The sequence below is a fragment of the Verrucomicrobiales bacterium genome, from assembly GCA_016793885.1.
Classification (GTDB): Bacteria; Verrucomicrobiota; Verrucomicrobiia; order Limisphaerales; family UBA11320; genus UBA11320.
This window is the reverse complement of record JAEUHE010000241.1, coordinates 1-20816: the sequence shown is the minus strand read 5'-3', so window position 1 is coordinate 20816 and position 20816 is coordinate 1. Positions and strand designations below refer to the sequence as shown.

At 57.3% G+C, this 20816-nt stretch carries 18 protein-coding genes; 12 read left to right on the top strand and 6 right to left on the bottom strand.

Going from position 1 to position 20816, the window contains the following annotated elements; translation table 11 throughout:
* Positions 1-169: 169 nt before the first annotated feature.
* Positions 170-403: a PD40 domain-containing protein gene (locus JNN07_26915; GenBank protein MBL9171394.1), complete on the bottom strand. Its 234-nt coding sequence runs from the start codon at positions 401-403 to the stop codon at positions 170-172.
* Positions 404-1194: 791 nt separating this feature from the next.
* Between JNN07_26915 and JNN07_26910 the strand changes: the two genes are divergently transcribed.
* Together JNN07_26910 and JNN07_26905 are read left to right on the top strand one after the other, a co-directional pair.
* Positions 1195-1611, top strand: coding sequence for a hypothetical protein (locus JNN07_26910; protein MBL9171393.1), 417 nt, complete (start codon positions 1195-1197; stop codon positions 1609-1611).
* 2 nt (positions 1612-1613) lie between these two features.
* Complete coding sequence (locus JNN07_26905; protein ID MBL9171392.1) at positions 1614-2960, top strand: hypothetical protein; 1347 nt, start codon at positions 1614-1616, stop codon at positions 2958-2960.
* A 240-nt stretch (positions 2961-3200) separates the two neighbouring features.
* On the opposite strand, the gene JNN07_26900 is transcribed toward JNN07_26905, so the two are convergent.
* Positions 3201-3581, bottom strand: coding sequence for a hypothetical protein (locus JNN07_26900; GenBank protein MBL9171391.1), 381 nt, complete (start codon positions 3579-3581; stop codon positions 3201-3203).
* A 373-nt stretch (positions 3582-3954) separates the two neighbouring features.
* Here JNN07_26900 and JNN07_26895 point away from each other — a divergent pair, with 373 nt between their 5' ends.
* On the top strand, positions 3955-4233 hold the full coding sequence (locus JNN07_26895) for a hypothetical protein (protein MBL9171390.1): 279 nt from the start codon (positions 3955-3957) through the stop codon (positions 4231-4233).
* Here the strand turns inward: JNN07_26895 and JNN07_26890 are convergent.
* On the bottom strand, positions 4188-4850 hold the full coding sequence (locus tag JNN07_26890; GenBank protein ID MBL9171389.1) for an alpha-ketoglutarate-dependent dioxygenase AlkB: 663 nt from the start codon (positions 4848-4850) through the stop codon (positions 4188-4190). The two genes, JNN07_26895 and JNN07_26890, sit on opposite strands and share 46 nt — an antisense overlap.
* 303 nt (positions 4851-5153) lie before the next feature.
* On the opposite strand from JNN07_26890, the gene JNN07_26885 reads away from it, so the two are divergent.
* From JNN07_26885 to JNN07_26845, 9 genes are all read left to right on the top strand, one after another.
* Positions 5154-6107, top strand: coding sequence for an HNH endonuclease (locus tag JNN07_26885; GenBank protein ID MBL9171388.1), 954 nt, complete (start codon positions 5154-5156; stop codon positions 6105-6107).
* Positions 6104-6529 (top strand): HIT family protein, encoded by a 426-nt coding sequence (locus JNN07_26880; GenBank protein ID MBL9171387.1) that lies wholly within the window; start codon positions 6104-6106, stop codon positions 6527-6529. Before JNN07_26885 ends, JNN07_26880 begins: the two co-directional genes overlap by 4 nt.
* A 262-nt stretch (positions 6530-6791) precedes the next feature.
* The gene (locus JNN07_26875) at positions 6792-9593 is read left to right on the top strand and encodes a DEAD/DEAH box helicase family protein (protein ID MBL9171386.1); all 2802 of its coding nucleotides are present in this window, start codon (positions 6792-6794) and stop codon (positions 9591-9593) included.
* Positions 9590-10783 (top strand): DUF1016 family protein, encoded by a 1194-nt coding sequence (locus tag JNN07_26870; protein ID MBL9171385.1) that lies wholly within the window; start codon positions 9590-9592, stop codon positions 10781-10783. Before JNN07_26875 ends, JNN07_26870 begins: the two co-directional genes overlap by 4 nt.
* A complete protein-coding gene (locus tag JNN07_26865; GenBank protein ID MBL9171384.1) occupies positions 10780-12342 on the top strand; it encodes a restriction endonuclease subunit S in 1563 nt (520 codons plus the stop codon). Before JNN07_26870 ends, JNN07_26865 begins: the two co-directional genes overlap by 4 nt.
* On the top strand, positions 12339-14258 hold the full coding sequence (locus JNN07_26860; protein ID MBL9171383.1) for an AAA family ATPase: 1920 nt from the start codon (positions 12339-12341) through the stop codon (positions 14256-14258). The genes JNN07_26865 and JNN07_26860 overlap by 4 nt, the downstream gene beginning before the upstream one ends.
* 271 nt (positions 14259-14529) lie before the next feature.
* The gene (locus JNN07_26855; protein ID MBL9171382.1) at positions 14530-15318 is read left to right on the top strand and encodes a phage Gp37/Gp68 family protein; all 789 of its coding nucleotides are present in this window, start codon (positions 14530-14532) and stop codon (positions 15316-15318) included.
* A gap of 30 nt (positions 15319-15348) precedes the next feature.
* Entirely contained in the window at positions 15349-16167 is an 819-nt protein-coding gene (gene tcmP / locus JNN07_26850; protein ID MBL9171381.1) for a three-Cys-motif partner protein TcmP, read from the top strand.
* Complete coding sequence (locus JNN07_26845) at positions 16164-17621, top strand: SAM-dependent DNA methyltransferase (GenBank protein MBL9171380.1); 1458 nt, start codon at positions 16164-16166, stop codon at positions 17619-17621. The genes tcmP and JNN07_26845 overlap by 4 nt, the downstream gene beginning before the upstream one ends.
* Before the next feature lie 148 nt (positions 17622-17769).
* On the opposite strand, the gene JNN07_26840 is transcribed toward JNN07_26845, so the two are convergent.
* The 3 genes from JNN07_26840 to istA form a co-directional block, all read right to left on the bottom strand.
* Entirely contained in the window at positions 17770-17991 is a 222-nt protein-coding gene (locus JNN07_26840; GenBank protein MBL9171379.1) for a hypothetical protein, read from the bottom strand.
* Positions 17992-18329: 338 nt separating this feature from the next.
* Positions 18330-19106, bottom strand: coding sequence for an IS21-like element helper ATPase IstB (istB, locus tag JNN07_26835; protein ID MBL9171378.1), 777 nt, complete (start codon positions 19104-19106; stop codon positions 18330-18332).
* The gene (istA, locus tag JNN07_26830) at positions 19103-20698 is read right to left on the bottom strand and encodes an IS21 family transposase (GenBank protein ID MBL9171377.1); all 1596 of its coding nucleotides are present in this window, start codon (positions 20696-20698) and stop codon (positions 19103-19105) included. The genes istB and istA overlap by 4 nt, the downstream gene beginning before the upstream one ends.
* Between the last annotated feature and the right edge of the window lie 118 nt (positions 20699-20816).

The window sequence follows — 20816 nt, the reverse complement described above, 5'->3', positions numbered from 1 at the left end:
GCAGGCAGGCCGTGGGGCTTTCTTGCGAGAGGGCCGAGTTCGGCGACTCTTTTGGCTGGCCGAGCGCCGCGGTTTCTTGCCTGCGCCAAATTCCGTCAGGCCCGGCTCCAATGAATCACTCGGGCGGCCCAACCCAACAAGATGGCCCTTCTTCCCATTTGTTGTGAGTTCAGCGAATAGTAAATTGGTCTGCGAGGCGCAATGCGTAGATCTCACCGTAGCTCTGGGGGCCGTTTGGAATGAGGGGCCACTCATCGCCTTGGCCAGCGCATTCGGACGTAAATACCAGCCAATCACCATCCGGGGAGTATTGTACGTGACTGTCATGACCGGGATCATCGGTGATGCGCCGCAGCTCGCCGGCCGCGCCGTCAGGGGCGAGCCGTAGTGTGACGATGTCCATCGAGCGGTAGTTCCCCGTAGTGTCCACAGCTTCTAACGAGGCGATTTTCACGCGGCATCTCGGTAATAATAACGCAGTCGTCCGCCGAGTCGCCGACGTGAACGAACAGTGCGGGTCTGTGGAAACTCCGCAAACTCAGGCCGGATGATTTGGTCGTCGATCCCCTGGTGGTTTCGTTCCTGATGATAATGTTCAACGAACGGAGAAACCGCTTATCGCAAGGACGTGATTACGAACCAACCCCGTCGGCGTCCACAGCTCGGCCGTGAAGAAGTCGGTCGCGGCTATGACATCTCAATAACTTCTTAAGAACTCCTTCCACGTCATTCCGTTCGGGCCTACTGGCGCTGGGTGCAAGCCGGCCTCTCGGAGGCTTCTGGCAATCGTCTCGCGTCCAACTTCAAGTCTCGAGTTGGTCAAAGCTTCCTCGATGCGGGGTGTAAGTCCGGCGAACGATTCTCCCGTGCCATCTTCAAGATCAGTTCTTTCAAATTGCCAGCGGTCGGAGGCCAATCTGCACCGCAGTTCTTGGTCTCGTCGTGGTCCTAGGCTATTAACCGACGATGCCCGGCGAGCGCGACCGCAAGCAATCTACCGGTTGAATCAATTGACATTCTGGGTTTTTGCCCGAATATGTTAACACTCCTGCCTTATGAGCCGGATCACCAGCTCGGTGCCGGCGCAGTTCCCGATTCTCATCAGATTAAAGTATGACGTTTTTAGTCTGTTCTTTTTCCTCGCCCTATGTCCGTCGCGAAAGGCCCGGTTTCACTCCTGGCGTTAACCCGGCCATGATCAGCTTCACCCACACTACGCCCCGCAAGTGCGGCTGGCACCCTTGGTCGGTTGCAGAAATGGTCTACAAGTGGATCATCATCGGTGGGACGTGGGCCGACATACGGGCGATGCACCCAGATTTGCCGTATGGGTTCGAGGAGCCCTCTGCGCTGCAGAACATCGCGCGGGGCGCCGCCACGATTTCGCTCCTGTGGGCCAACAGAGAGCCCCACGCGAACCTGCAACAGGGCAGCACCGCCGTTGCCTCGATGGTCTGGAGTGACACGAGCTGTTCGATCGCCCGGGGCGTTCCGAGCAATGTCGTTCAACAAGCTGTGAAGGCCAGCCTTCGTTCGGTACGCCTGCACTGGTCGAGAAGCCGCCCTTCCATGTGTGATCCTCGAGTTCCTCCGGCTCCCTATATCTCCTAAAAATGCGAACAACCATTTCCCACCTTTGGTTTAACTGCGCCGTGTCTTTTACGATCCTTCTCAGCAGCCTTGCTCCAGTTTCGGTTTCTGCCCAGTCCTATGCGACATTGCGGAGATTTCTGAGCGGCAACGGAGTCGGAATCGAGAGCGGATTGACGTTCAGCGAGGGCACGCTCTACGGCGTCGGCGAAACGATTTACAAGATGAGCACCAACGGGAGCGACTTCTCCGTGGTTCACTCCTTCTCGGGCGGTAGCGAAGGAGAAGTGCCGGTCGGGCGGGTCGTAGTTTCCGGCGGCACGATATACGGGGTAACAACGCGTGGTGGCACCAATCTCAGCAATTTTCGCGGGGGTGATGGCATTCTCTATCGGATCGACACCAGTGGGAGCAATTTCTCCGTGCTGCGACGCCTGAATGGGAGGGTTCGGGACGGATACCAACCGAGATTCGGCATGGTTCTCGCCGAAGGCATGCTCTACGGCACAACCTCCGGCGGCGGCGCGTCTGACAGTGGAACGATATTTAGGATCAGTACGAATGGAAACGGCTATCAGAATATTCACTCGTTCAAGCCTGCCACCGAGGGCTCGCAACCCCAGACGGAATTGACCATTATTGGGAACAGGTTGTTTGGCACCACGTCCTTTGGCGGTTATGGCCAGCCCAATGGGGGAATGTTGTTCAAACTCGGCCTCGATGGGTCCGGCTTCTCAGTCCTTTACACCTTCACGAATCTGTTCTCGGTTTTTAACGAAGCCGTGAACGGTCTAACTTTGGTCGGCAATTCGCTTTACGGAGTGGGCTACGATTACCACCTCTCCAAGTCTAGCGTTTACAAAATCAACACTGACGGATCGGGCTTCCAGATCATCAGCCAACTGCCGTCTGAATTCACCTTTTCCGGGGTCCTCACCTGGACTGGATCGCAGCTTTTAGCTGCATGGTATGGCTCTGATTCCTCAGGGGGAATAGTGCAGGTGCCGACGAACGGCACCGGTTACCGGGTGGTGAAAGCATTTATCTCGAATACGAGCAACCGGGTCGTGGACTGGCTCTGGGCAGGTTCGATGGTCTATGGGAACGCGTTCAACACCGAGAACAATACCGGGACTCTGTTCAGCCTCGATGTGAGTCCTCGACTTGCGAGCTTCGTCGTCGGAACCGAGCTCACCGTCACCTGGCCACGCTACGCGCAGGATTTTCAGTTGGAACAAAGCTCTGGGCTCATTTCATCCTTGTGGAACCGTGTATCCGCAGTGCCTCTCGATAATGGCACCAATTTGCTAATCACGCTTCCCGTTCCGTCGTCATCGGGTGGCATCTTCCACCGGTTGCACCAGCCCTGACGGTGGAACGAGTAGGGAATTCACGTTTCCTCGGAAACCAGCGGACACTGCTAAACACTCCCTTGCCCTTTGGGATGTTTGCCTTCGATTCCTGACGATTTGGTCGGTAGTTGGCACTCCCGCGCGCATAATCGCCTTCACAATTGCGTCGCATTGATTACCCATGTCATCAGATTCTGAGATCATTGCTTTAATGGGTACAGGTCGGCTTAATTTTCAATTCCAAGGGAGCAATCCTGCTTATCGGGTTTGGGAGCTACACCATGCCTCCGGACCTTCCTTTCCGATCTGATAGAGCGCTGTCGCTACCAACGGTGTGATACTATCCACATTCACCTCAGCCCGATTTGCAATCTCATGGCTCAGAAGCGAGAGGAGTTCGCAAGTCGAGAGATTCTGATTGTTCTGCAAGGTATGTGACAGCTCGGAGTGGGCATAAGCGCGGGTGCAAATGAGGGCAAAGAGTTCGGATTTTACCAGCCACCACTGATTTGGTTCTCGGCCACGCAGGTCCGAACCCGCAGTGCTACTAAGGGTGAGCTGCCGATTGAGGGCTTCGCCCAAGGACTCGCACGAATACTTATCGGCCTCCAATAGTTCCAAGATTGGAACGGCTTCCATTAATTCAGCACAGTTAATCGGAGGTAGCTTTTGCATGCCAGTGCCACATCAGGAACGCGATGTTGATTACGAAAAGTCACTCGAAGTCAGAAATTGAGCGATGGTAGCGTCAGAGCATTTTTTTGTAGGAGCTCTTGGCGGCACTCCAGCCGGTATGGTTTTTGAAGGGTAGCGAAACTGTGCAATTCGCAGCTAACCCCAGGCAGAGTACCTGACATGCGTATGACGAGCACCGAGGGCCCCTGGCCCGCACGCGCCGGGTGAGTTCTGCCCCTGAAAGACTGGGTAAGGAGTAAGCAGGAATCATTGGATCGTCCGAATTCTCACGGAATACAGTCCAACCCGGTTCACCCTCGGCAGCCCAAGTGCCGCCATGTCCCACTTCCTGTATCCCATCAACTACCAGCCCGCCGCGAAGAGAATCGTCTTCGACCATCAGAATTCTCGATCTTCGATCGGCGACTGTAGTCCGGAGGGGCATGTATCGATTCGGCTTAGCTTGGACTGTGCCAAGCTTTTTACAGGCCTCATGGCGCGCGCCCATTTTGACGAAGCGGCATTTCTAGCCATTTGGCATTGGCTCCGACCGTTCCCCGAAGCCTGGGATTACCGACGGCCGGATGAGGTGGATGACCCCCGGATGCCTACTTGATCTGGGACCTGCTTCATCACGAATGCACGGAGTGTCACCGAGATTCGTCGCCCCGTTTGGCTGCGGGAAACAGGGACTCCGTGGGTCCAATCCAGGTTGGTTTGGAATGGCATCACGAAGACGGTACCGTCGCGTGAGGCGAATCGGTGGGTCACGCCCGGTCTTTTCCAGGGCTTCAGTTGGAAGCTTCGTTCCTCCCCATGGCTGATGGTCACGATGGGGGATCCCTTGATAAGATTCGATCGGCTATCTCGATGCTGGCCAATGTAGTGACCCAGAGCGCCGTCGTACCAATTAAGAAGCAGTCCGTTCAAGCGGTCATCGGTGGTCTCCTTAGCCCAGGTGAGGAACGGAAGCAGAAGCTCTGGGACTGGAAGTGCCACACTCGTCTGTCCGCTGAAGCGATAGTCCGCGCCGTAGGCTTGCTGCTTGCGTGGGATCTCCTGAGGCCGCCCAAACATGAGCACCGTCTGGCTCGCATCAGGCTTGAGGTTCCACAGCGCTTCGAATTGTGTCGCCGACAGCCGCAGCGGATCCGGCAGCGCTCCTACCCAAAGCACGTTCCCATCGTTCAGCGAATGACTCGCAAAACCGTGGCGCTCTAACATCCGATGCATAGCCGCTTCAACCTAGCCGCACCCGCAGCGAGCACAACCCGCTATCTGCATCCACTGGGCTTAAGCTAAGTTCTCCCTCCTCAAAAGCAGGAAGCCCTTGGGAAAGTCCAGCTGTTCGAATGATCGGGCACTACGCGCTGGACTGACGCTGGACTCTGAGTGAGTGATGCTTGGCTACTCACTGGACTAGCGCTTGTCTTATCACGATACGGCTTTTGAGCCCATCATCACTGTCGTTCGCGTTACGGTGTTTGCGCGTCGATTGAACTTCAATCCTGATGGTGGATGTGAAAGAGTCCGCAGGTGGTTGAGCCCGATCAAAACTGGGAATACTGGCTGGAGCGACTCTACGACCTGAGGCGTGACAAAAGAGGGTCGCACGAGCGACCGCACAAGCCGGTCCTAATCCTCAGCATTCTCGATCTGTTGGATCGAGGCATCATTCAGCAGAATGAGGTGCGCCTGAGCGAGGAGCTTATCGAGACGTTCAAACGCTACTTCGCCGTCGTGAGAAGGAGCAACGACCAGCCAACCATTCAGAACCCCTTCTATCACCTCAGCGGCGATGGTTTCTGGAAGCTCGTGCCTCTCCCGGGCCATCCACAGCCTTATCAACCAGGGGCAACCTCCGGCTCGCCGAGTGTGGCTCAGCTGCGGCAGCGCGTTAGCCACGGCCGGTTCGAAGAGGGCTTTTGGACACTCGCCGCAACACCCGTATCGCGTCATCAACTCCGCGAGGCTCTGATCGCTCGGTATTTTCCTGAGAGTCGCGAGAAACTCGCCGCGATTGTGGTGCAGGGGCCTTCCAACGAGCCGAACCTGGCCCTCAGGGAGAAGCTGCCTCCCACACCCGCCCGAGATGCGGCCTTTAGACGGACGGTCTTGGAGATTTACGATCATCGCTGCGCCGCCTGTGGCATTCGAGTTCTGCTGGATCACACCATGTCACTCGTGGAAGCGGCCCACCTGATTCCCTTCGGCGAGAGTCTCAACGACAAGCCGACCAATGGCATTGCCCTCTGTCCGAATCATCATTGGGCCATGGACCGCCACTTGATCGCACCCTGCCCCGACGATCAGCATCGAGCGGGAATCTGGGAGATCAACGGAAAGCGCTTGGATGATCGGATTGAAGGCCAGCGGGATCTGATCACCTTGAAAGGAAAGAGAGTGATTGCACCCAAGGAGGCAAAATTCTATCCAGCGCTCGAAAGCTTACGCTGGCGAAGCGAACATCTGGTCACGAAGTATCTATGACCCATGATCCGAAGCACGACCAGGACCCGCACCTGGGGAGTCCATTGGTCTTACCCGTTTTCGGCTCCATCGAACCCGAACGCATTCTCGCGACGGACGATATCTTCGCGGTGATCCTCGACAAGTATCCCGTCTCTCCTGGTCATACCCTCATCATCCCTCGGCGAGCCGTGTCCCGTTTCGCAGATCTGAGTGCCGAGGAGCGTGCCCGGCTACTGGATTGGTTCGCCTGGGTGCAAGAAGCGCTCACTCGTCGGAGCCCGAAGCCAGACGGTTTAAACTTTGGGTTGAACGACGGTCCTGCGGCCGGACAGACCATGCCCCAGCTCCACTTCCACGTGATTCCCAGATACGTCGGCGATGTTCCCGATCCGCGCGGCGGCATCCGTTGGGTCGTGCCTTCCAAAGCGAAGTATTGGTAGGGATGCAGTCTGTGATTGCATCCACTTCACGGAGGTGCAAACTCCTAAAACCCATCTAGTTCAGTGCAAATGGGTAAGAGCGAACGTTCGTAAGCGGTTGAGGGATATTCTCCACTTTGATGGGTGAGGATTTGCTGGCATGAGAATCGGAAAATCTGAGAATTCGGCGATCTCCACAACGGCGTCGCCACCATCGAACTTGCCGTCGCCGGCCAAGGCAGATCGACACTGAGAACTGACCGCTACGCTCCTCAACAGCGCCATGCCCGATACGCCCGAACGAGTCGCCCGCCAGCAGATCGACGCGCAGCTCAGCGCGTGCGGGTGGGTCGTCCAGGATTACAAGTCAGCGGACTTCTCGGCCGGCCGCGGAATCGCGCTTCGGGAAGTCCCCCTCACGACCGGTCCGTGCGATTACCTGCTGCTGGTGGACCGCAAAGCCCTCGGCGTGATCGAGGCCAAGAAGCAAGGTGCCACACTCTCGACGGTTGCCGAGCAATCCGCCCGCTACGCCAACAGCCTACCTGACTTCCTCGCCGCCGGTCTTACGAGCCCGCTGCCATTCCTATACGAATCCACCGGCGTCGAAACCTTCTTTCGCGACGAACGTGATCCTGCGCCTCGCTCGCGCCGTGTCTTCACGTTCCATCGACCCGAGACACTGGCCGAGTGGGCCGCCGAACTAGACACGCTGCGCGCCCGGTTGAAGGCGATGCCGAGTGCCCATCCGCTCGCTACCCTGGGCATGCGTGACTGCCAGATCGAAGCCATCACCGGACTGGAGCAATCCTTTGCCGAAGATCGCCCGCGCGCACTCATCCACATGGCAACCGGCGCAGGCAAGACGTTCACCGCCTGCGCGTTCACCTATCGTCTCATCAAATATGCCAAGGCGCGCCGCGTTCTCTTCCTCGTGGACCGCGCGAACCTCGGCGAGCAAGCCCGGGACGAGTTCCACGCCTATCGCACTCCGGACACCGGCCGCCTCTTCACGGAACTCTACAACGTGCAGCACCTCACCTCGCCACACCTCGACGACGTGTGCCGGGTCACCATCTGCACCATCCAGCGGCTTTACTCGATCCTACGCGGAGAGGAACTTGCGGAGGGCACCGATGAGCTCTCCGGTGCGGAACTCGCCGCCGCGCTCGGTGTCACGCGCACTCGCGATATCTCCTACAATTCCGCCGTCCCGATTGAGAAGTTCGACTTCATCGTCACCGACGAGTGCCATCGCTCCATCTACAATCTCTGGCGCCAAGTGCTCGAATACTTTGACGCCTCGCTTATCGGCCTCACTGCTACGCCCGCGCCGCAAACGATCGCCTACTTTCACCAAAACCGTGTCGCGGAATACAACCACGAGCGTGCGGTCACCGATGGTGTGAATGTCGGCTACGATGTCTATCGCATCAAAACCAAGGTCACCGAGGCCGGCGGGAAAGTGGACAAGGGTTTCCTGATCGACCACCGCAGCAAAGCTTCGCGCAAGGCCCGGCAAGAGGTTCTTGCCGATGATCTCGACTACACGCCCGCCGACCTTGACCGCTCGGTCGTCGTGCCTGACCAGATCCGCACCATCCTGCGCACCTACCGCGATGTCGTGCAGGCCGAACTGTTCCCGAGCCGCACCCTAGTGCCGAAGACACTCATCTTCGCCAAGGACGACTCCCACGCAGAGGATATCGTCCACCTCTGCCGCGAGGTCTTTGGCAAGGGCAACGACTTCTGCAAGAAGATCACCTACCAGGCGAAGCATCCCGTCACCGGCAAGCCCGCCAAGTCTAAGGAACTCATCCGCGAATTCTGCCTCTCTACCACACTCCGCATCGCGGTCACGGTGGACATGATCGCCACGGGCACCGACATCAAGCCGCTCGAGGTTCTCATCTTCCTACGGGACGTCCGCAGCCGCGTCTATTTTGAGCAGATGAAAGGCCGCGGTACCCGGGTGCTCTCCTCCACTGATCTGCAATCGGTCTCCGGCGAAGACGCCCGCGCCAAAACCCGCTTTATCATCGTGGATGCCGTCGGCGTGTGCGAAAGCGACAAGACCGAATCCCGCCCGCTCGACCGCCAGCCCACCGTGCCCCTCAAGACGTTACTCCAGCGCGTCCTGTTCCCCGGTGGCCGCGATGAGGACACCCTCACCACTCTTGCCGCGCGCCTCGCCCGGTTGGACCGTGAGCTCGAGCCCACCCAGCGCCAACAGATCGTCACCGCCTCTGGAGGCCACACCCCCGCCACACTCGCCGGTGCGCTGCTTCGCGCGTTTGATCCCGACGCCATTGCTGAACGCGCCACCGGGAAACAGGGAGCCTCACCCGATGAAGTTGCGCCCGAGAAATACGAGGCGACCAGGCAAGAACTGATCGCAACCGCCTGCGCGCCCTTCGATAAACCGGCACTTCGCCAGACCCTCGAAACCTTGAAGCAGGAAACCGAGCAAGCCCTCGACATCTACACTCCCGACGAAGTGCTCGAACAGGGCTTCGACGCCGCCGCCAAGGCTAAAGCTGCCGGCCTCGTCCAGGCCTTTCGTGATTACCTGACGCAGAACCAAGCCCAGATCGACGCCCTTCAAATTCTCTACAGCCGACCCTTCAAACAGCGTCTTACGGAGCCCATGCTCAAGGACTTAGAAAAGAAACTGCGCGACACCCATGCCGCCTGGACTGAGGATCGCCTCTGGGACGCCTTCGCTGTCACCGTTCCCGGTCAGGTAAAGGGACGGTCGCAGGCCGGCCGCTTCGCTGACTTGGTCGCACTGGTCCGGTTCGCCCTCGAGCAACAACCAGTTCTTACCCCCTTTGCCGATTCGGTGAGCGAGCGCTTTCATGAATGGCTTATGGACAAAGCCAAGGTCGGCGCTGTTTTCACCCCCGAGCAGCTCGCTTGGCTGGGCCTCATCCGCGACCACATCGCCACCAGCCTGAGCATCGACCCCGAGGATTTCGAATACACGCCCTTCGGCGAGCGCGGCGGTCTGGGTAAAGCACACCAACTCTTCGGCGAGCAACTACCCAAACTGCTCGAAGAACTCAACACCACCCTTGCCGCATGAGTAAACCGGTCAAGAAAAGTAAACCCACCTCACCCGCTTCCCGCCGCGACTACTCCAGCTTGGTCAGCGGTGTCAGTGAGTTGCTGGACGCCGCACGTCGTGCGAGTGTGCGCACCGTCAACGCGTTCATGACGGCCACCTACTGGGAAGTGGGCCGGCGTATCGTGGAGTTTGAGCAGGGTGGCGAGAACCGGGCGGAATATGGCAAAGAACTGTTGAAGCGCCTGGCCGAAGATCTTACTGCGCGTCATGGTCGGGGGTTTTCCGTCGATAACCTTGAGAACATGCGCCTTCTCTACGGTGTCTGCGGCGCGCAAGAGATATCCGAGACACTGTCTAGGAAATTGGGAACCAGCATTCCGACGCCGTCCGGCACGGAGATGATTTCCGAGACAGCGTCTCGGAAATCCCAGACGCCCTCGAGAAAATCGCCTGCCTTGCCATTTAGCTTGGCCGACCTTGCCCGAGCCTTCCCTCTCCCTTGGTCACACTACGTCCTCTTAGTTCGCCGCAGCCGCTCGCCCGAAGCCTTCGCCTTTTACCACACCGAGGCCCTGCGCGGCGGCTGGTCCGTACGCCAATTGGCGCGGCAGATGGACAGCCAGTTCTACGAACGCACCGCCCTCTCGCGCAACAAAGTCGCTATGCTCGCCAATGGCGCGAAGCCTCAGCCCGGCGACGCCGTCAGCGCCGACGAGGAAATCCGCCATCCGCTCGTCCTGGAATTTCTTGGCCTGCGGGACGAATACTCCGAGACCGACCTGGAAGACGCCCTCATCCGCCACCTTGAAACCTTCCTGCTCGAACTCGGCAACGACTTCGCCTTCGTGGGTCGCCAAAGACGTCTGCGCATCGACGACGAATGGTATCGCGTGGACTTGCTCTTCTTCCACCGCCGCCTGCGCTGCCTCGTCATCTTCGACCTCAAGCTGGGCCGCTTTACCCACGCCGACGCCGGGCAGATGCACGTCTATTTGAATTATGCCCGAGAACACTGGGTGCAACCCGGAGAGAACCCGCCCGTCGGCGTCATCCTCTGCTCCGGGAAAGGCGAAGCGCTCGTGCGCTACGCCACTGACACACTGCCCACCAAAATGCTCATCCGCGAATACCTCACCGCGCTACCAAATGAAAAGGTCCTCGCCGCCGAGCTCGAAAACACGCGCAAACAACTGGAGTCGCGGAAATGAGTGCGAAGCCCGACACCGCAGTTCAAGGTGGCAACGGCGTCCCGCCGCTGAATGCAGCAGGCCGCAAGCGGCGGGACGCCGCTTCCATTCTGGGTCAAGCATCCCAAAACACGTCGAGCCCTGAAGGGGCGAAACAAGGCGGCGAACTCCCGCACGGCTGGTCAGAGCAAAGAATCGAACAGCTCTTCGCTCCGCTAGAAGACGGACGCACGTTGCACCAAGGCTGGAGTCCGCAATGCGACAAGATCCCTTCGCCATCGGAGGACGTTTGGGGCGTGCTGAAAACAACTTCGATTCAAGCCGGTGAGTTTCGGCCCGAGCACAACAAACTCCTTCCGCCGGGTCTTGAGCCGCGTCCGATGATTGAAGTCAAAGAGGGCGACATTCTCCTGACATGCGCCGGGCCGCGTGTGCGATGCGGTGTTTCCTGCCTCGTCAGGCAAACTCGCAAGCGGCTGATGATGTCCGGCAAGATGTATCGCTTCCGGGTTAATCCAGAAGAACACGATGCGCGTTACATCGAAGCTTTTCTCCAAACCGAACGCGCGCGCAGAGCCATCGACAAGATGAAAACGGGCAGCAGCGACAGCGGCTTGAACCTGACGCACGAGCGCTTTCGGCAATTGCCCGTTCCCGTTCCCGCGACGGTCGACGAACAGCGGCGGATTGTAGCGGAGATTGAGAAGCAATTCACGCGTCTGGAGGCGGGGGTGGCAGCGTTGCGGCGGGTGCAGGCCAACCTCAAACGCTACCGCGCCGCCGTCCTCAAAGCCGCTTGCGAAGGCCGCCTCGTCCCCACCGAAGCCGAACTCGCCCGCTCCAAACGCTCAAACAAGAACGGGCAACCTGCTTACGAAACCGGCGAAGCCCTCCTCGCCCGCATCCTCACCGAGCGGCGCCAAAACTGGCTTGCGCGCCAAAGCCTTGGACAAGGTGGGAAAGGAGGTGTCCAATACAAAGAACCGGCCGAACCGGACAGTAAAGTACACCAAGAGCTCCCGGAAGGGTGGGCAACGTGTTCAGTCGGCCAGGTTTCGGAATGCTTGGACGGCAAACGCGTTCCGATCAACAAGAATGAACGAGCGAAGCGACACGGCGACGTGCCATATTACGGTGCGAACGGGCAAGTCGGGTGGATTGACGATCACCTTTTTGACGAGCCCCTTGTATTGGTCGTCGAGGATGAGACTTTCACCGGGAGGACGCAGGCGTTCAGCTATGTGATCCGGGGGAAAACATGGGTCAATAACCACGCTCACGTCCTCCGCGCAACCGCAGCCGTCTCTACGGCTTATCTCAATTACTCCCTCGCGCATTACCCATTCACGGCGCGGACGACCGGCTCTACTGGACGTCGGAAGCTGACGCAGAAAGCGCTGATGGCTGCGCCATATCTGCTTCCCCCGCTGGCCGAGCAGACGCGGATTGTGGCGGAAGTGGAGCGGCGGTTGAGCGTGGTTGAGGAGTTGGAGTCGGTGGTGTGGGCCAACTTCCGGCGGGCCACCCGCCTCCGCCAGTCCATCCTTCGAAAAGCCTTCACGGGAGAACTCCTCAGATGAAAATAAAGAGCGTCCGCATCCAAAACTTCAGAAGTTTTCAGGACCAAACCGTCAACCTGAATCGGTCCTCCTGCTTCGTTGGACCGAATGGTGCGGGCAAGTCGTCCATTCTTTCAGCTTTGAATGTATTCTTCCGAGAACAATCCGGTTCACCGACAGACGTTACTAAGCTCACGGATGAAGACTACTATGGGAAGAATACGACAATTCCCGTCCGCGTCACCGTCACGTTTGACGATCTGAACGCAACGGCTCAGGCAGAATTGGCTGCTTACGTCAGACAGAGCGAATTAGTTGTTACAGCGGAGGCCACGTTTGATGTGGCTACAAGTGTCGGGACAGTGAGGCATTTCGGGCAACGGTCAGGCATGGAGGAGTTCAGGCGATTCTTTGAGGGTGATAAAGCTGGTATGAAAGCTAGCGAACTTACCCCAATCTTTGACGCACTACGTCAACAGTTCCCGGACCTGCCAAATCCCCGATCAAAGGACGACAAAGCTGATGCGTTGAGGACCTACGAAGCCGCAAATCCGGATAGGTGCACTTTAATTCCTAGCGAAGACAATTTTTACGGTGTTAACAGCACCGGAAAACTGTCGGCATTTGTCCAGTGGGTCTATGTCCCAGCGGTTAAGGATGCTTGCGAAGAGGGACAAGAAGCTAAGAACACTGCCTTGGGCAAGCTAATCGCTCGCGCCGTTAGAACTCGTACCAATTTCGACGCCGAGCTTGAAACCCTCAAAAACAACACGCTGACAAGCTACCGCGAGTTGCTCGAACGAAACCAAGGCAGTTTGAACGACATTTCTCTGTCCCTTCAGCGTCGGCTTGAGTCGTGGGCGCACCCAAACGTAAAGCTAGGGATGCAGTGGTTGTCCGATCCCAGCAAATCGGTTGTGCTTCAGCAACCGGTCGCATGTATCAAGACCGGAGAGGGTGATTTCATCGGAAGCCTCGCTCGTATGGGGCATGGCTTGCAGCGGTCATATCTGCTGGCGCTCCTCCAAGAGTTGGCCGGATCGGAAGCTCCAGATGCACCGACCCTGATTCTTGGTTGTGAAGAACCTGAGTTGTATCAACACCCACCGCAAGCCCGGCATCTGGCTGACGTATTCGGTAAATTGGCCACTGGGAACAACCAGATCCTTGTCACTACGCATTCTCCACTATTCGTGAGTGGGAATGGATTTGAAAACACACGTTTGGTTCGTCGCCCGAATCCAAATGCAGGCTCAACGGTTCGCGCATTAACGTTCCAAAATCTATGCACACGGATTCGTACTGCACTTGGTGAAGATCCAGGCCGCAGGATTGAAGGTTTGGTAGCTAAAATTCATCAAGCACTCCAGCCAGCCGTAGCTGAGATGTTCTTCGCTCGAGTGCCGGTACTGGTGGAGGGCCTTGAAGATGTTTCTTACATAACTACGGAACTACATCTCTTAAATCAGTGGTCCGAATTTCGTCGGCTCGGTTGTCACCTGATCCCGGTCAGCGGGAAGGACAAACTGATTCAACCGCTGGCAATAGCAATTGAACTCGGCATTCCCGTGTTTGTTGTGTTCGACGCCGATGGAGATACGGAGCGCCCCGACCATCGCATTAAGCACGAACGCGATAATCGAGCCTTACTTTCAATGCTGGGCGGGGCTCAACCTCCGTTTCCTGCTACGAATGTAATAGGGGGCAATCATGCGATTTGGACCACAAATTTGACAGATGTGGTCAAGTCGGATTTCGGTGCGAATTATCAGCGCGTTTGTGAGGTGGTTCGTGTCAACTACGCTCATGAGGGAGGATTGGAGAAAAACGACTTGTTCATAGCCGATTGGCTAGCGACAGCGAGAGAGCAGGGAGTGGCCTCCGGGATATTGACTCAACTTTGCCAAAGTATTCTGGATCACGCCCGGACAGCCTAATTTTCAAATAATTCTTTGATGCATGCCCACATCCACCGCCCTCGTTCAGAGACTCTGGAACTATGCAACAATTTGCGAGAATGCGATCACCTCGACCAGCTGACATTTCTGCTGGTGATCATTGTAGCGAATGAGTCCTTTCCGCAGTTCAGTCAGCCGCCGCAACCTCTCAGTAGAAAGCACGCGCCGGCGTGGCTAAACATTGCATCCGGGGTCGCCCCGTATTTGTCCTACCTGCTAGGCTAGGATCAACGCAGAAAGATGGCCGAACATGAGTGACAATTCAAAAATCGAGTGGACGGACGCCACCTGGAATCCAGTGCGTGGCTGCACGAAAGTCAGCCCCGGCTGCACGCATTGCTATGCCGAGACATTTGCAGAGCGATTTCGCGGGGTGCCAGGTCATCCCTTCGAGTTTGGTTTCGACCTACGCCTCGTGCCGGACAAGCTGGGGGATCCCATCCGCTGGTCCAAACCCAAGAAGATCTTCGTCAACTCGATGTCCGACCTCTTCCACGACGACGTGCCAGACGAATACATCGAGAAAATCTGCCGCGTGATGCTGGCGGCGAACTGGCACACTTACCAGGTTCTCACGAAGCGGGCCGAACGTATGGCGATGCTCCTACAAGGCAAACTTCGCAACGCAGCAAAAGCGGCGCACATCTGGTGGGGTGTCAGCGTGGAGAACCGCAAACATGGGTTGCCTCGCATCGCCAAGCTGCGCATCGCCAGACCCACCGTGGCCTTTCTCTCGGTTGAACCGCTTCTAGAAGACCTCGGTAAGTTCGATTTGGGCGGCATCCATTGGGTCATTGTTGGCGGTGAGAGCGGGCCGGGTGCCCGTCCGATGGAGGTACAGTGGGTGCGGAACATCCGGACGCACTGCGACGAGCAAGGGGCTGCGTTTTTCTTCAAGCAATGGGGTGGCGTGCGCAAAGCTAGCACCGGGCGTGAACTTGATGGCCGAACCTACGACGAGTTTCCCGATATCGTCTCGAATCCCATCCCTTCGCCTTCAAATCGCGCTGGGTTATTGGAAGCGATGGCTCATGCCTAGACTAGGCGGTTGCAACAACAGGGAGACAAGATGAACCTGGACGAGATAGGGCCTTGGTCGGAGATCAAACTAGATATTCTTCGAGACTACGCCGCGCCGTATTCGAAAATCCTTAATCACCACGGATTCCACCATGGCTACATTGATGCCTTCTCCGGGCCTGGGCTGCACGTCAGGAAGGCTGGCGGCGAGGAGGTTCTTGGCAGCCCATTGGTAGCTCTGGGCGTTCAACCTCCATTCGATGAATACCACTTTATCGACCTGGATGGTGAGAAATTGGATTTTCTGAAAGGTCAGGTCGGTGGGCGCCCTGATGTGGTTTTCTACAACGCGGACAGCAATCAAGTAATGCTCGAATCTGTTCTACCTCGGTTCTCCTACGCCAAGCGCACGCGGGCGCTCTGCGTGTTAGATCCTTACAAGCTCACGCTGGATTGGGAAGTCGTTCGCGCCGCGGGCGGCAGTCGGGCAGTCGAGGTTTTCATCAACTTCCCGGTCATGCAGATGAATCGCAACTGTAAGCAGGAGAATATCTCGAAAATTTTGCCGGGCGAACTTGAGGCGATGGATCACTTCTGGGGTGACCGCTCGTGGCATGCGGCAATGTTCCGTCCGAGTATCCAGCAGAACCTCTTTGGAGATGAAGACCTAGACAAAACAGAGAATCGGGACCTGGTGAATGCATACTGCAAGCGCCTGAACGAAGTCGCCAGATTTGGCTTTGTCGCCGAACCGCTAGCAATGCGGAACTCGCGGAACGCCATCGTCTATTATTTGATTTTCGCTGGGCCGAATAAGACGGGATGGAAGATCGTTCAAGACATATATCGTAAATACGTTCGAGCATGAACAACCCCAACGCCCTCGTTCAAAAACTCTGGAATTACTGCCACATCCTGCGGGATGAAGGTCTCTCCTACGGGGATTACGTCGAACAGCTAACCCTGTTGCTCTTCCTAAAGATGGCCGACGAACAGAGCCGTCCTCCGTTCAATAAACCTTCGCCCATTCCCAAGGGTAAGGATTGGCCGGCATTGCTCGCAAAGGATGGCGATGCCCTCGAGGTCCATTACCGCCACACTTTGGAGGACCTGGGCAAGCGCCCGGGGATGCTCGGCCTGATCTTTCGCAAATCACAGAACAAGATCCAAAGCCCCGCCTTGCTGCGCCGCCTCATCGTGGATCTGATTGACAAGGAACAGTGGTCCAGCCTTTCCGCCGACGTGAAGGGGGACGCTTACGAGGGCTTACTGCAAAAGAACGCCGAGGACGTGAAAGGCGGGGCAGGCCAATATTTCACACCGCGCCCGCTCATCGCCGCGATGGTGGAGGTAGTCGCCCCGCAACCTGGTCAGGCTATTTGTGATCCGGCGTGTGGCACAGGCGGGTTCCTGCTCGCGGCACATGATTATCTGGCCAAGCATCACGCGCTCGACCGGGCCCAAAAGAAGAAACTCAAGAGCGGCACCTTCTTCGGAGTCGAGCTGGTGGACAGCGTCACCCGACTCTGCGCGATGAACCTACTGCTGCACGGCATCGGGGGCGAGTCGGAGGAGGATCTGCCCGTTGTGACCAAAGATGCGTTGACCGGAAAGCATGGGGAATACGAGATCGTGCTGGCCAATCCGCCCTTCGGCAAGAAGAGCAGTGTCACCATCGTCAATGAGGCGGGGGAGTCATCCAAGGAATCGCTCATCATCAACCGTGATGATTTTTGGGCGAGCACGAGCAACAAGCAGCTCAATTTTCTCCAGCATATCTTCACCATCCTTAAACAGCACGGACGGGCGGCGGTGGTATTGCCGGACAACGTGCTGTTCGAAGGCGGCGCGGGCGAAGCCATCCGCCGGGAACTGCTTAAGCAGGCAGACGTACACACTCTCCTGCGCCTGCCTACCGGCATCTTCTACGCCCAAGGCGTGAAGGCCAACGTCCTGTTCTTCGACCGCAAGCCCGCTCAAGAAAAGCCGTGGACTCGGAAGCTGTGGATCTACGACCTACGCACCAACCTGCATTTCACCCTTAAAGAAAACACCCTAAAGCGTCGCGACCTCGACGACTTTGTCGCCTGCTACCACACGAAGAACCGTCACGAACGCAAGGAGAGCGAGCGTTTCAAGTCCTTCAGCTACGAAGAGCTGACCAAGCGCGACAAGGTCAACCTCGATATTTTCTGGCTCAAAGACGAGGCACTCGAGGAATCCGCGAATCTCCCAGCGCCCGAGATCATCGCTGCGGAAATCACCGCAGACCTCGAAGCCGCGCTAGAGCAGTTCGCGACGATTGCCGAGGATCTGAAGTAGTAGACGCGCCAACCGCTTGCCATGCCCACCCAGGATGCCTCGGTCCTTGGTTGCCGGGTGGTTTGGTAGATCTGGCGTGGGAATGAAAGGTGAGGGATTGTTTGCAGCACAAATCCCGTGGTGTCCACAAATTCGAACGAGTCTATTTTTAAGCGGCTGTGCGATAGTAATAGATCAAAAGGCCGCCGAGCCTGTTACGGCGGTGCACCGAACCTTCAGCCGGAAACTTCGCGAATTCAGGCCGGATGAGTTTGTTCTCGAACCCCTGATGGTTTCGTTCCTCATGATAATGTTCAACGAACTGAGAAACTGCTTTTCGCAAGGAGGATTCGCCAAAGAGGATCAGGTTGTCCAAGCACGACTCCCTGATCGGGCGAACGAAACGTTGGGCAAAGGCATTAGACTGGGGCGACCGCGCGGGAAGGTCCCCTCGGTCTTGCTGCCAGCGGTCGAATCAAATTGACCCACCCAGGGTCGAATCAAACTGACCCGTCCCCGAGTGAGCGGATTTAGAGATTAAGAGGTTTGGATTTCAAGATTTAGTTAATTGGAACCAAAGTGCGCTGCGAAGGACAGGGCTCTGCGGGAGCGCAACTCGAGCATCGCGGTGCCCATGGATTGCGCGAGCATCCGACCCTAGCTCGACGAAGTCGGGCTGGGGTTCTACTCGGGTGGATCCGATTGCAAGCCATGGTCGATGCGAAAAACTCACTTCTTCTTCTCGGCCGCCAGGCCGCTGTTCTTATTTTCCTTGTGCGCGGCCTGGTGAAGCCGGTAACTGCGGCCCGAGACCTCAATGATATCGGCATGGTGAAGCAGGCGATCTAGGATCGCGCTAGCTGCAGGAACGTCGTTGAGCAGTTTCCCCCATTCTTCGATGGGCCGGTTTGAGGTCATCAACGTGGAGCGAACCTCGTAGCGGCGCATGATCACCTCCATCAAGATCTCACCCGCTTTGGGTGGCAACACTTTCAGTCCCATATCGTCGATAATGAGCAAGTCGGGTTTGAGATAGCGGGAGAGACTGCGGTCCAACTCGGCTGGCGAGATCTCAGCCTGGAGCTCTCGCACGAGATCAAAAATGGAGGTGTAAACAACCTGAAAGCCCGCCTTGATGGCCTGGTAGCCGATGGCTTGAGCAAGGTGGCTCTTACCCAAACCCGGTGGGCCGATGAGGAAAACGTCACGGTGTTGACGGATGAACTGAGCGGTGGCCAGTTCGATGATGGGTTGGCGTTTGATCGACGGATTGAAGGTCCAGTCAAAGTCTTCGAGAGTTTTGTTGGCATCACGGAAGCCGGCATCGCGCTTGCGCTTCTCAATCAAGCGCTGCTGGCGCACGTTGATCTCGTCTTGGAAGATCAGTTCGAGGAACTGTTCGTGAGGCAGTTGATGGGTTCGGGCCTCTTGGAGACGCAGTTCGAGACTGGCCAAAAGTCCCGATAATCGGAGTTGGCGGGCGTATTGAGCAAGGTGTTGGTTCATTGAGTTGGGGCCTGGTTGGTTTGGTTCTGGGTTTGCTGACGGATGAAGACTCCGTATTCGCTCAGGTTACGGATGAGCGGATGGTGATCTTCAAAGTTCAACTGACTCTGGGTTTCTCGGCTCTCCAACAGCACCTTGAGGTCGCGGAGCCGCCAGGTGCCCTTGGCCGAAGCCTTGGCGCAAGCTTGATTGACAGTGCCGAATGAATGGCGGTCAGTGAGATGGACTAGTCCCATCAACGAACGAATGCTATCGATGCCGCGTCGATGGACCAGTTCCCGTGCCCATTGACCGCACGGGGTTCCCATCTGGTGCGCCCGGCCCAGCCAGTATTCCAGTTGGGCCTGAACTGGCCCGTAGCCGCCTCCCAGTCCACGGGCATTGGTGAACTGGCCTGGCTCCAAGCGCCGATGGCTTTGGATGAGCTTGAGGGTGCTGTCCTTCTGTTGAATGAAAATCTGCACCTGACGACTGTCATAGCGGACCCATACCTCCCTCCGGAGATACTCTGGAGGCACGTGATAGAAGGCCTTAGCCACTTCCACGTGGGCGTCGGAGTGCACGGTGCGTTTACCCTCCTGAAAACAGGCAAAGAGCGTTGCTGGCAGCGGCAGAAGAAAAGGCTTCTCGGTTTTGAAGTGCTCAGCCACTTGGCGTTTGGTGGTGCCGTGAATGCGGCGGTCGGCCACATTGGCTTCCCATTGGAAGAGCGTCTGGTTGAGATCCGCCAGGGAGGTAAACGAGCGGCCCGCTAACGCGTTGCTGCGAACATAGGCGATGTTGTTCTCGACCTTGCCTTTGTGCTCCGGTGTACGCGGTCGGCAGGGCAAAATACTGGTTCCGTAATGCTGAGCAAAGTCGCGCAGCTTGGGGTTGAGTTCCGGATCAGCCCAGTCAAAGCGCAGAACCGCTGCCTTCAAGTTGTCGAGGTTCACGGTCAAGGCGACTCCCCCAAAGTGCCGGAAGGCATTTTCCAGAGCTCGTATGAAGGTCTCGGTGTCCTGGCGTCTCACTGCTTCGGTGTAGCCCTTGCGCGAGTGACTCAACACCACTCGGAAGAACCAGGTTCGATGACGCTTGTCATCAGCTCCGACCAGCATCGGCCCCGCGCCGAAGTCCACTTGCACCTCCTCGGCAGGTTGAACCTCGATCCGGCAGACCAGCTCGGGCTGTGTTTGGCGCAGCTTGCTGACGTAGCGTTTGACCGATTGATAGGAACCGGTGAAGGCCACCTCGATCTGAAGATCCTGGAAGATCCGCTGAGCCGTCAGGCCATTCTCGACTTTGGTCCGGATCAAAGAATCGTGACTATCGCAGAGGCTTTTTCGCCCCATTTTCCCGGAGGTCGAAAGGGGGTCAATTTGGGTTTCCCGGGGGTCGAAAGGTGGGTCAGTTTGACTGGGTATCGGAGGAGAACCTCCGGCCGAAGGAGAGCCGTCAGTAGGGCTCGGCGTTGCCTCCATCGCACGCACATACTGCCGGACAGTGTTGCGGCTGATGCCTAATTCCTTAGCAATTCGCCGGATTTTCCAGCCTTGCTTGGTCAGTGCTCGTATTGTGTCTTGTGCTTGCACCGTGAGTTGATTGGCCATATCGGCCGCTCATCCTCACGGGTTTCCGTTCGGTTGGCAGCCCTATGGCTTCTCTCTCAGGGTGGGTCAGTTTGAAGCCCTTCATTTCGACCCCAGGCGGGTCAGTTTGAGTGACCGC

What these genes read in the sequence shown, in the direction of transcription:
- JNN07_26860 (MBL9171383.1), top strand. Translation starts at nt 12,339, where the DNA reads ATGAAAATAAAGAGCGTCCGCATCCAAAACTTCAGAAGTTTTCAGGAC.
- istB (MBL9171378.1), bottom strand. Translation starts at nt 19,106, where the DNA reads ATGAACCAACACCTTGCTCAATACGCCCGCCAACTCCGATTATCGGGA.
- JNN07_26875 (MBL9171386.1), top strand. Translation starts at nt 6,792, where the DNA reads ATGCCCGATACGCCCGAACGAGTCGCCCGCCAGCAGATCGACGCGCAG.
- JNN07_26910 (MBL9171393.1), top strand. Translation starts at nt 1,195, where the DNA reads ATGATCAGCTTCACCCACACTACGCCCCGCAAGTGCGGCTGGCACCCT.
- JNN07_26900 (MBL9171391.1), bottom strand. Translation starts at nt 3,581, where the DNA reads ATGGAAGCCGTTCCAATCTTGGAACTATTGGAGGCCGATAAGTATTCG.
- JNN07_26915 (MBL9171394.1), bottom strand. Translation starts at nt 403, where the DNA reads ATGGACATCGTCACACTACGGCTCGCCCCTGACGGCGCGGCCGGCGAG.
- JNN07_26865 (MBL9171384.1), top strand. Translation starts at nt 10,780, where the DNA reads ATGAGTGCGAAGCCCGACACCGCAGTTCAAGGTGGCAACGGCGTCCCG.
- JNN07_26880 (MBL9171387.1), top strand. Translation starts at nt 6,104, where the DNA reads ATGACCCATGATCCGAAGCACGACCAGGACCCGCACCTGGGGAGTCCA.
- JNN07_26890 (MBL9171389.1), bottom strand. Translation starts at nt 4,850, where the DNA reads ATGCATCGGATGTTAGAGCGCCACGGTTTTGCGAGTCATTCGCTGAAC.
- JNN07_26905 (MBL9171392.1), top strand. Translation starts at nt 1,614, where the DNA reads ATGCGAACAACCATTTCCCACCTTTGGTTTAACTGCGCCGTGTCTTTT.
- JNN07_26855 (MBL9171382.1), top strand. Translation starts at nt 14,530, where the DNA reads ATGAGTGACAATTCAAAAATCGAGTGGACGGACGCCACCTGGAATCCA.
- tcmP (MBL9171381.1), top strand. Translation starts at nt 15,349, where the DNA reads ATGAACCTGGACGAGATAGGGCCTTGGTCGGAGATCAAACTAGATATT.
- istA (MBL9171377.1), bottom strand. Translation starts at nt 20,698, where the DNA reads ATGGCCAATCAACTCACGGTGCAAGCACAAGACACAATACGAGCACTG.
- JNN07_26895 (MBL9171390.1), top strand. Translation starts at nt 3,955, where the DNA reads ATGTCCCACTTCCTGTATCCCATCAACTACCAGCCCGCCGCGAAGAGA.
- JNN07_26870 (MBL9171385.1), top strand. Translation starts at nt 9,590, where the DNA reads ATGAGTAAACCGGTCAAGAAAAGTAAACCCACCTCACCCGCTTCCCGC.
- JNN07_26845 (MBL9171380.1), top strand. Translation starts at nt 16,164, where the DNA reads ATGAACAACCCCAACGCCCTCGTTCAAAAACTCTGGAATTACTGCCAC.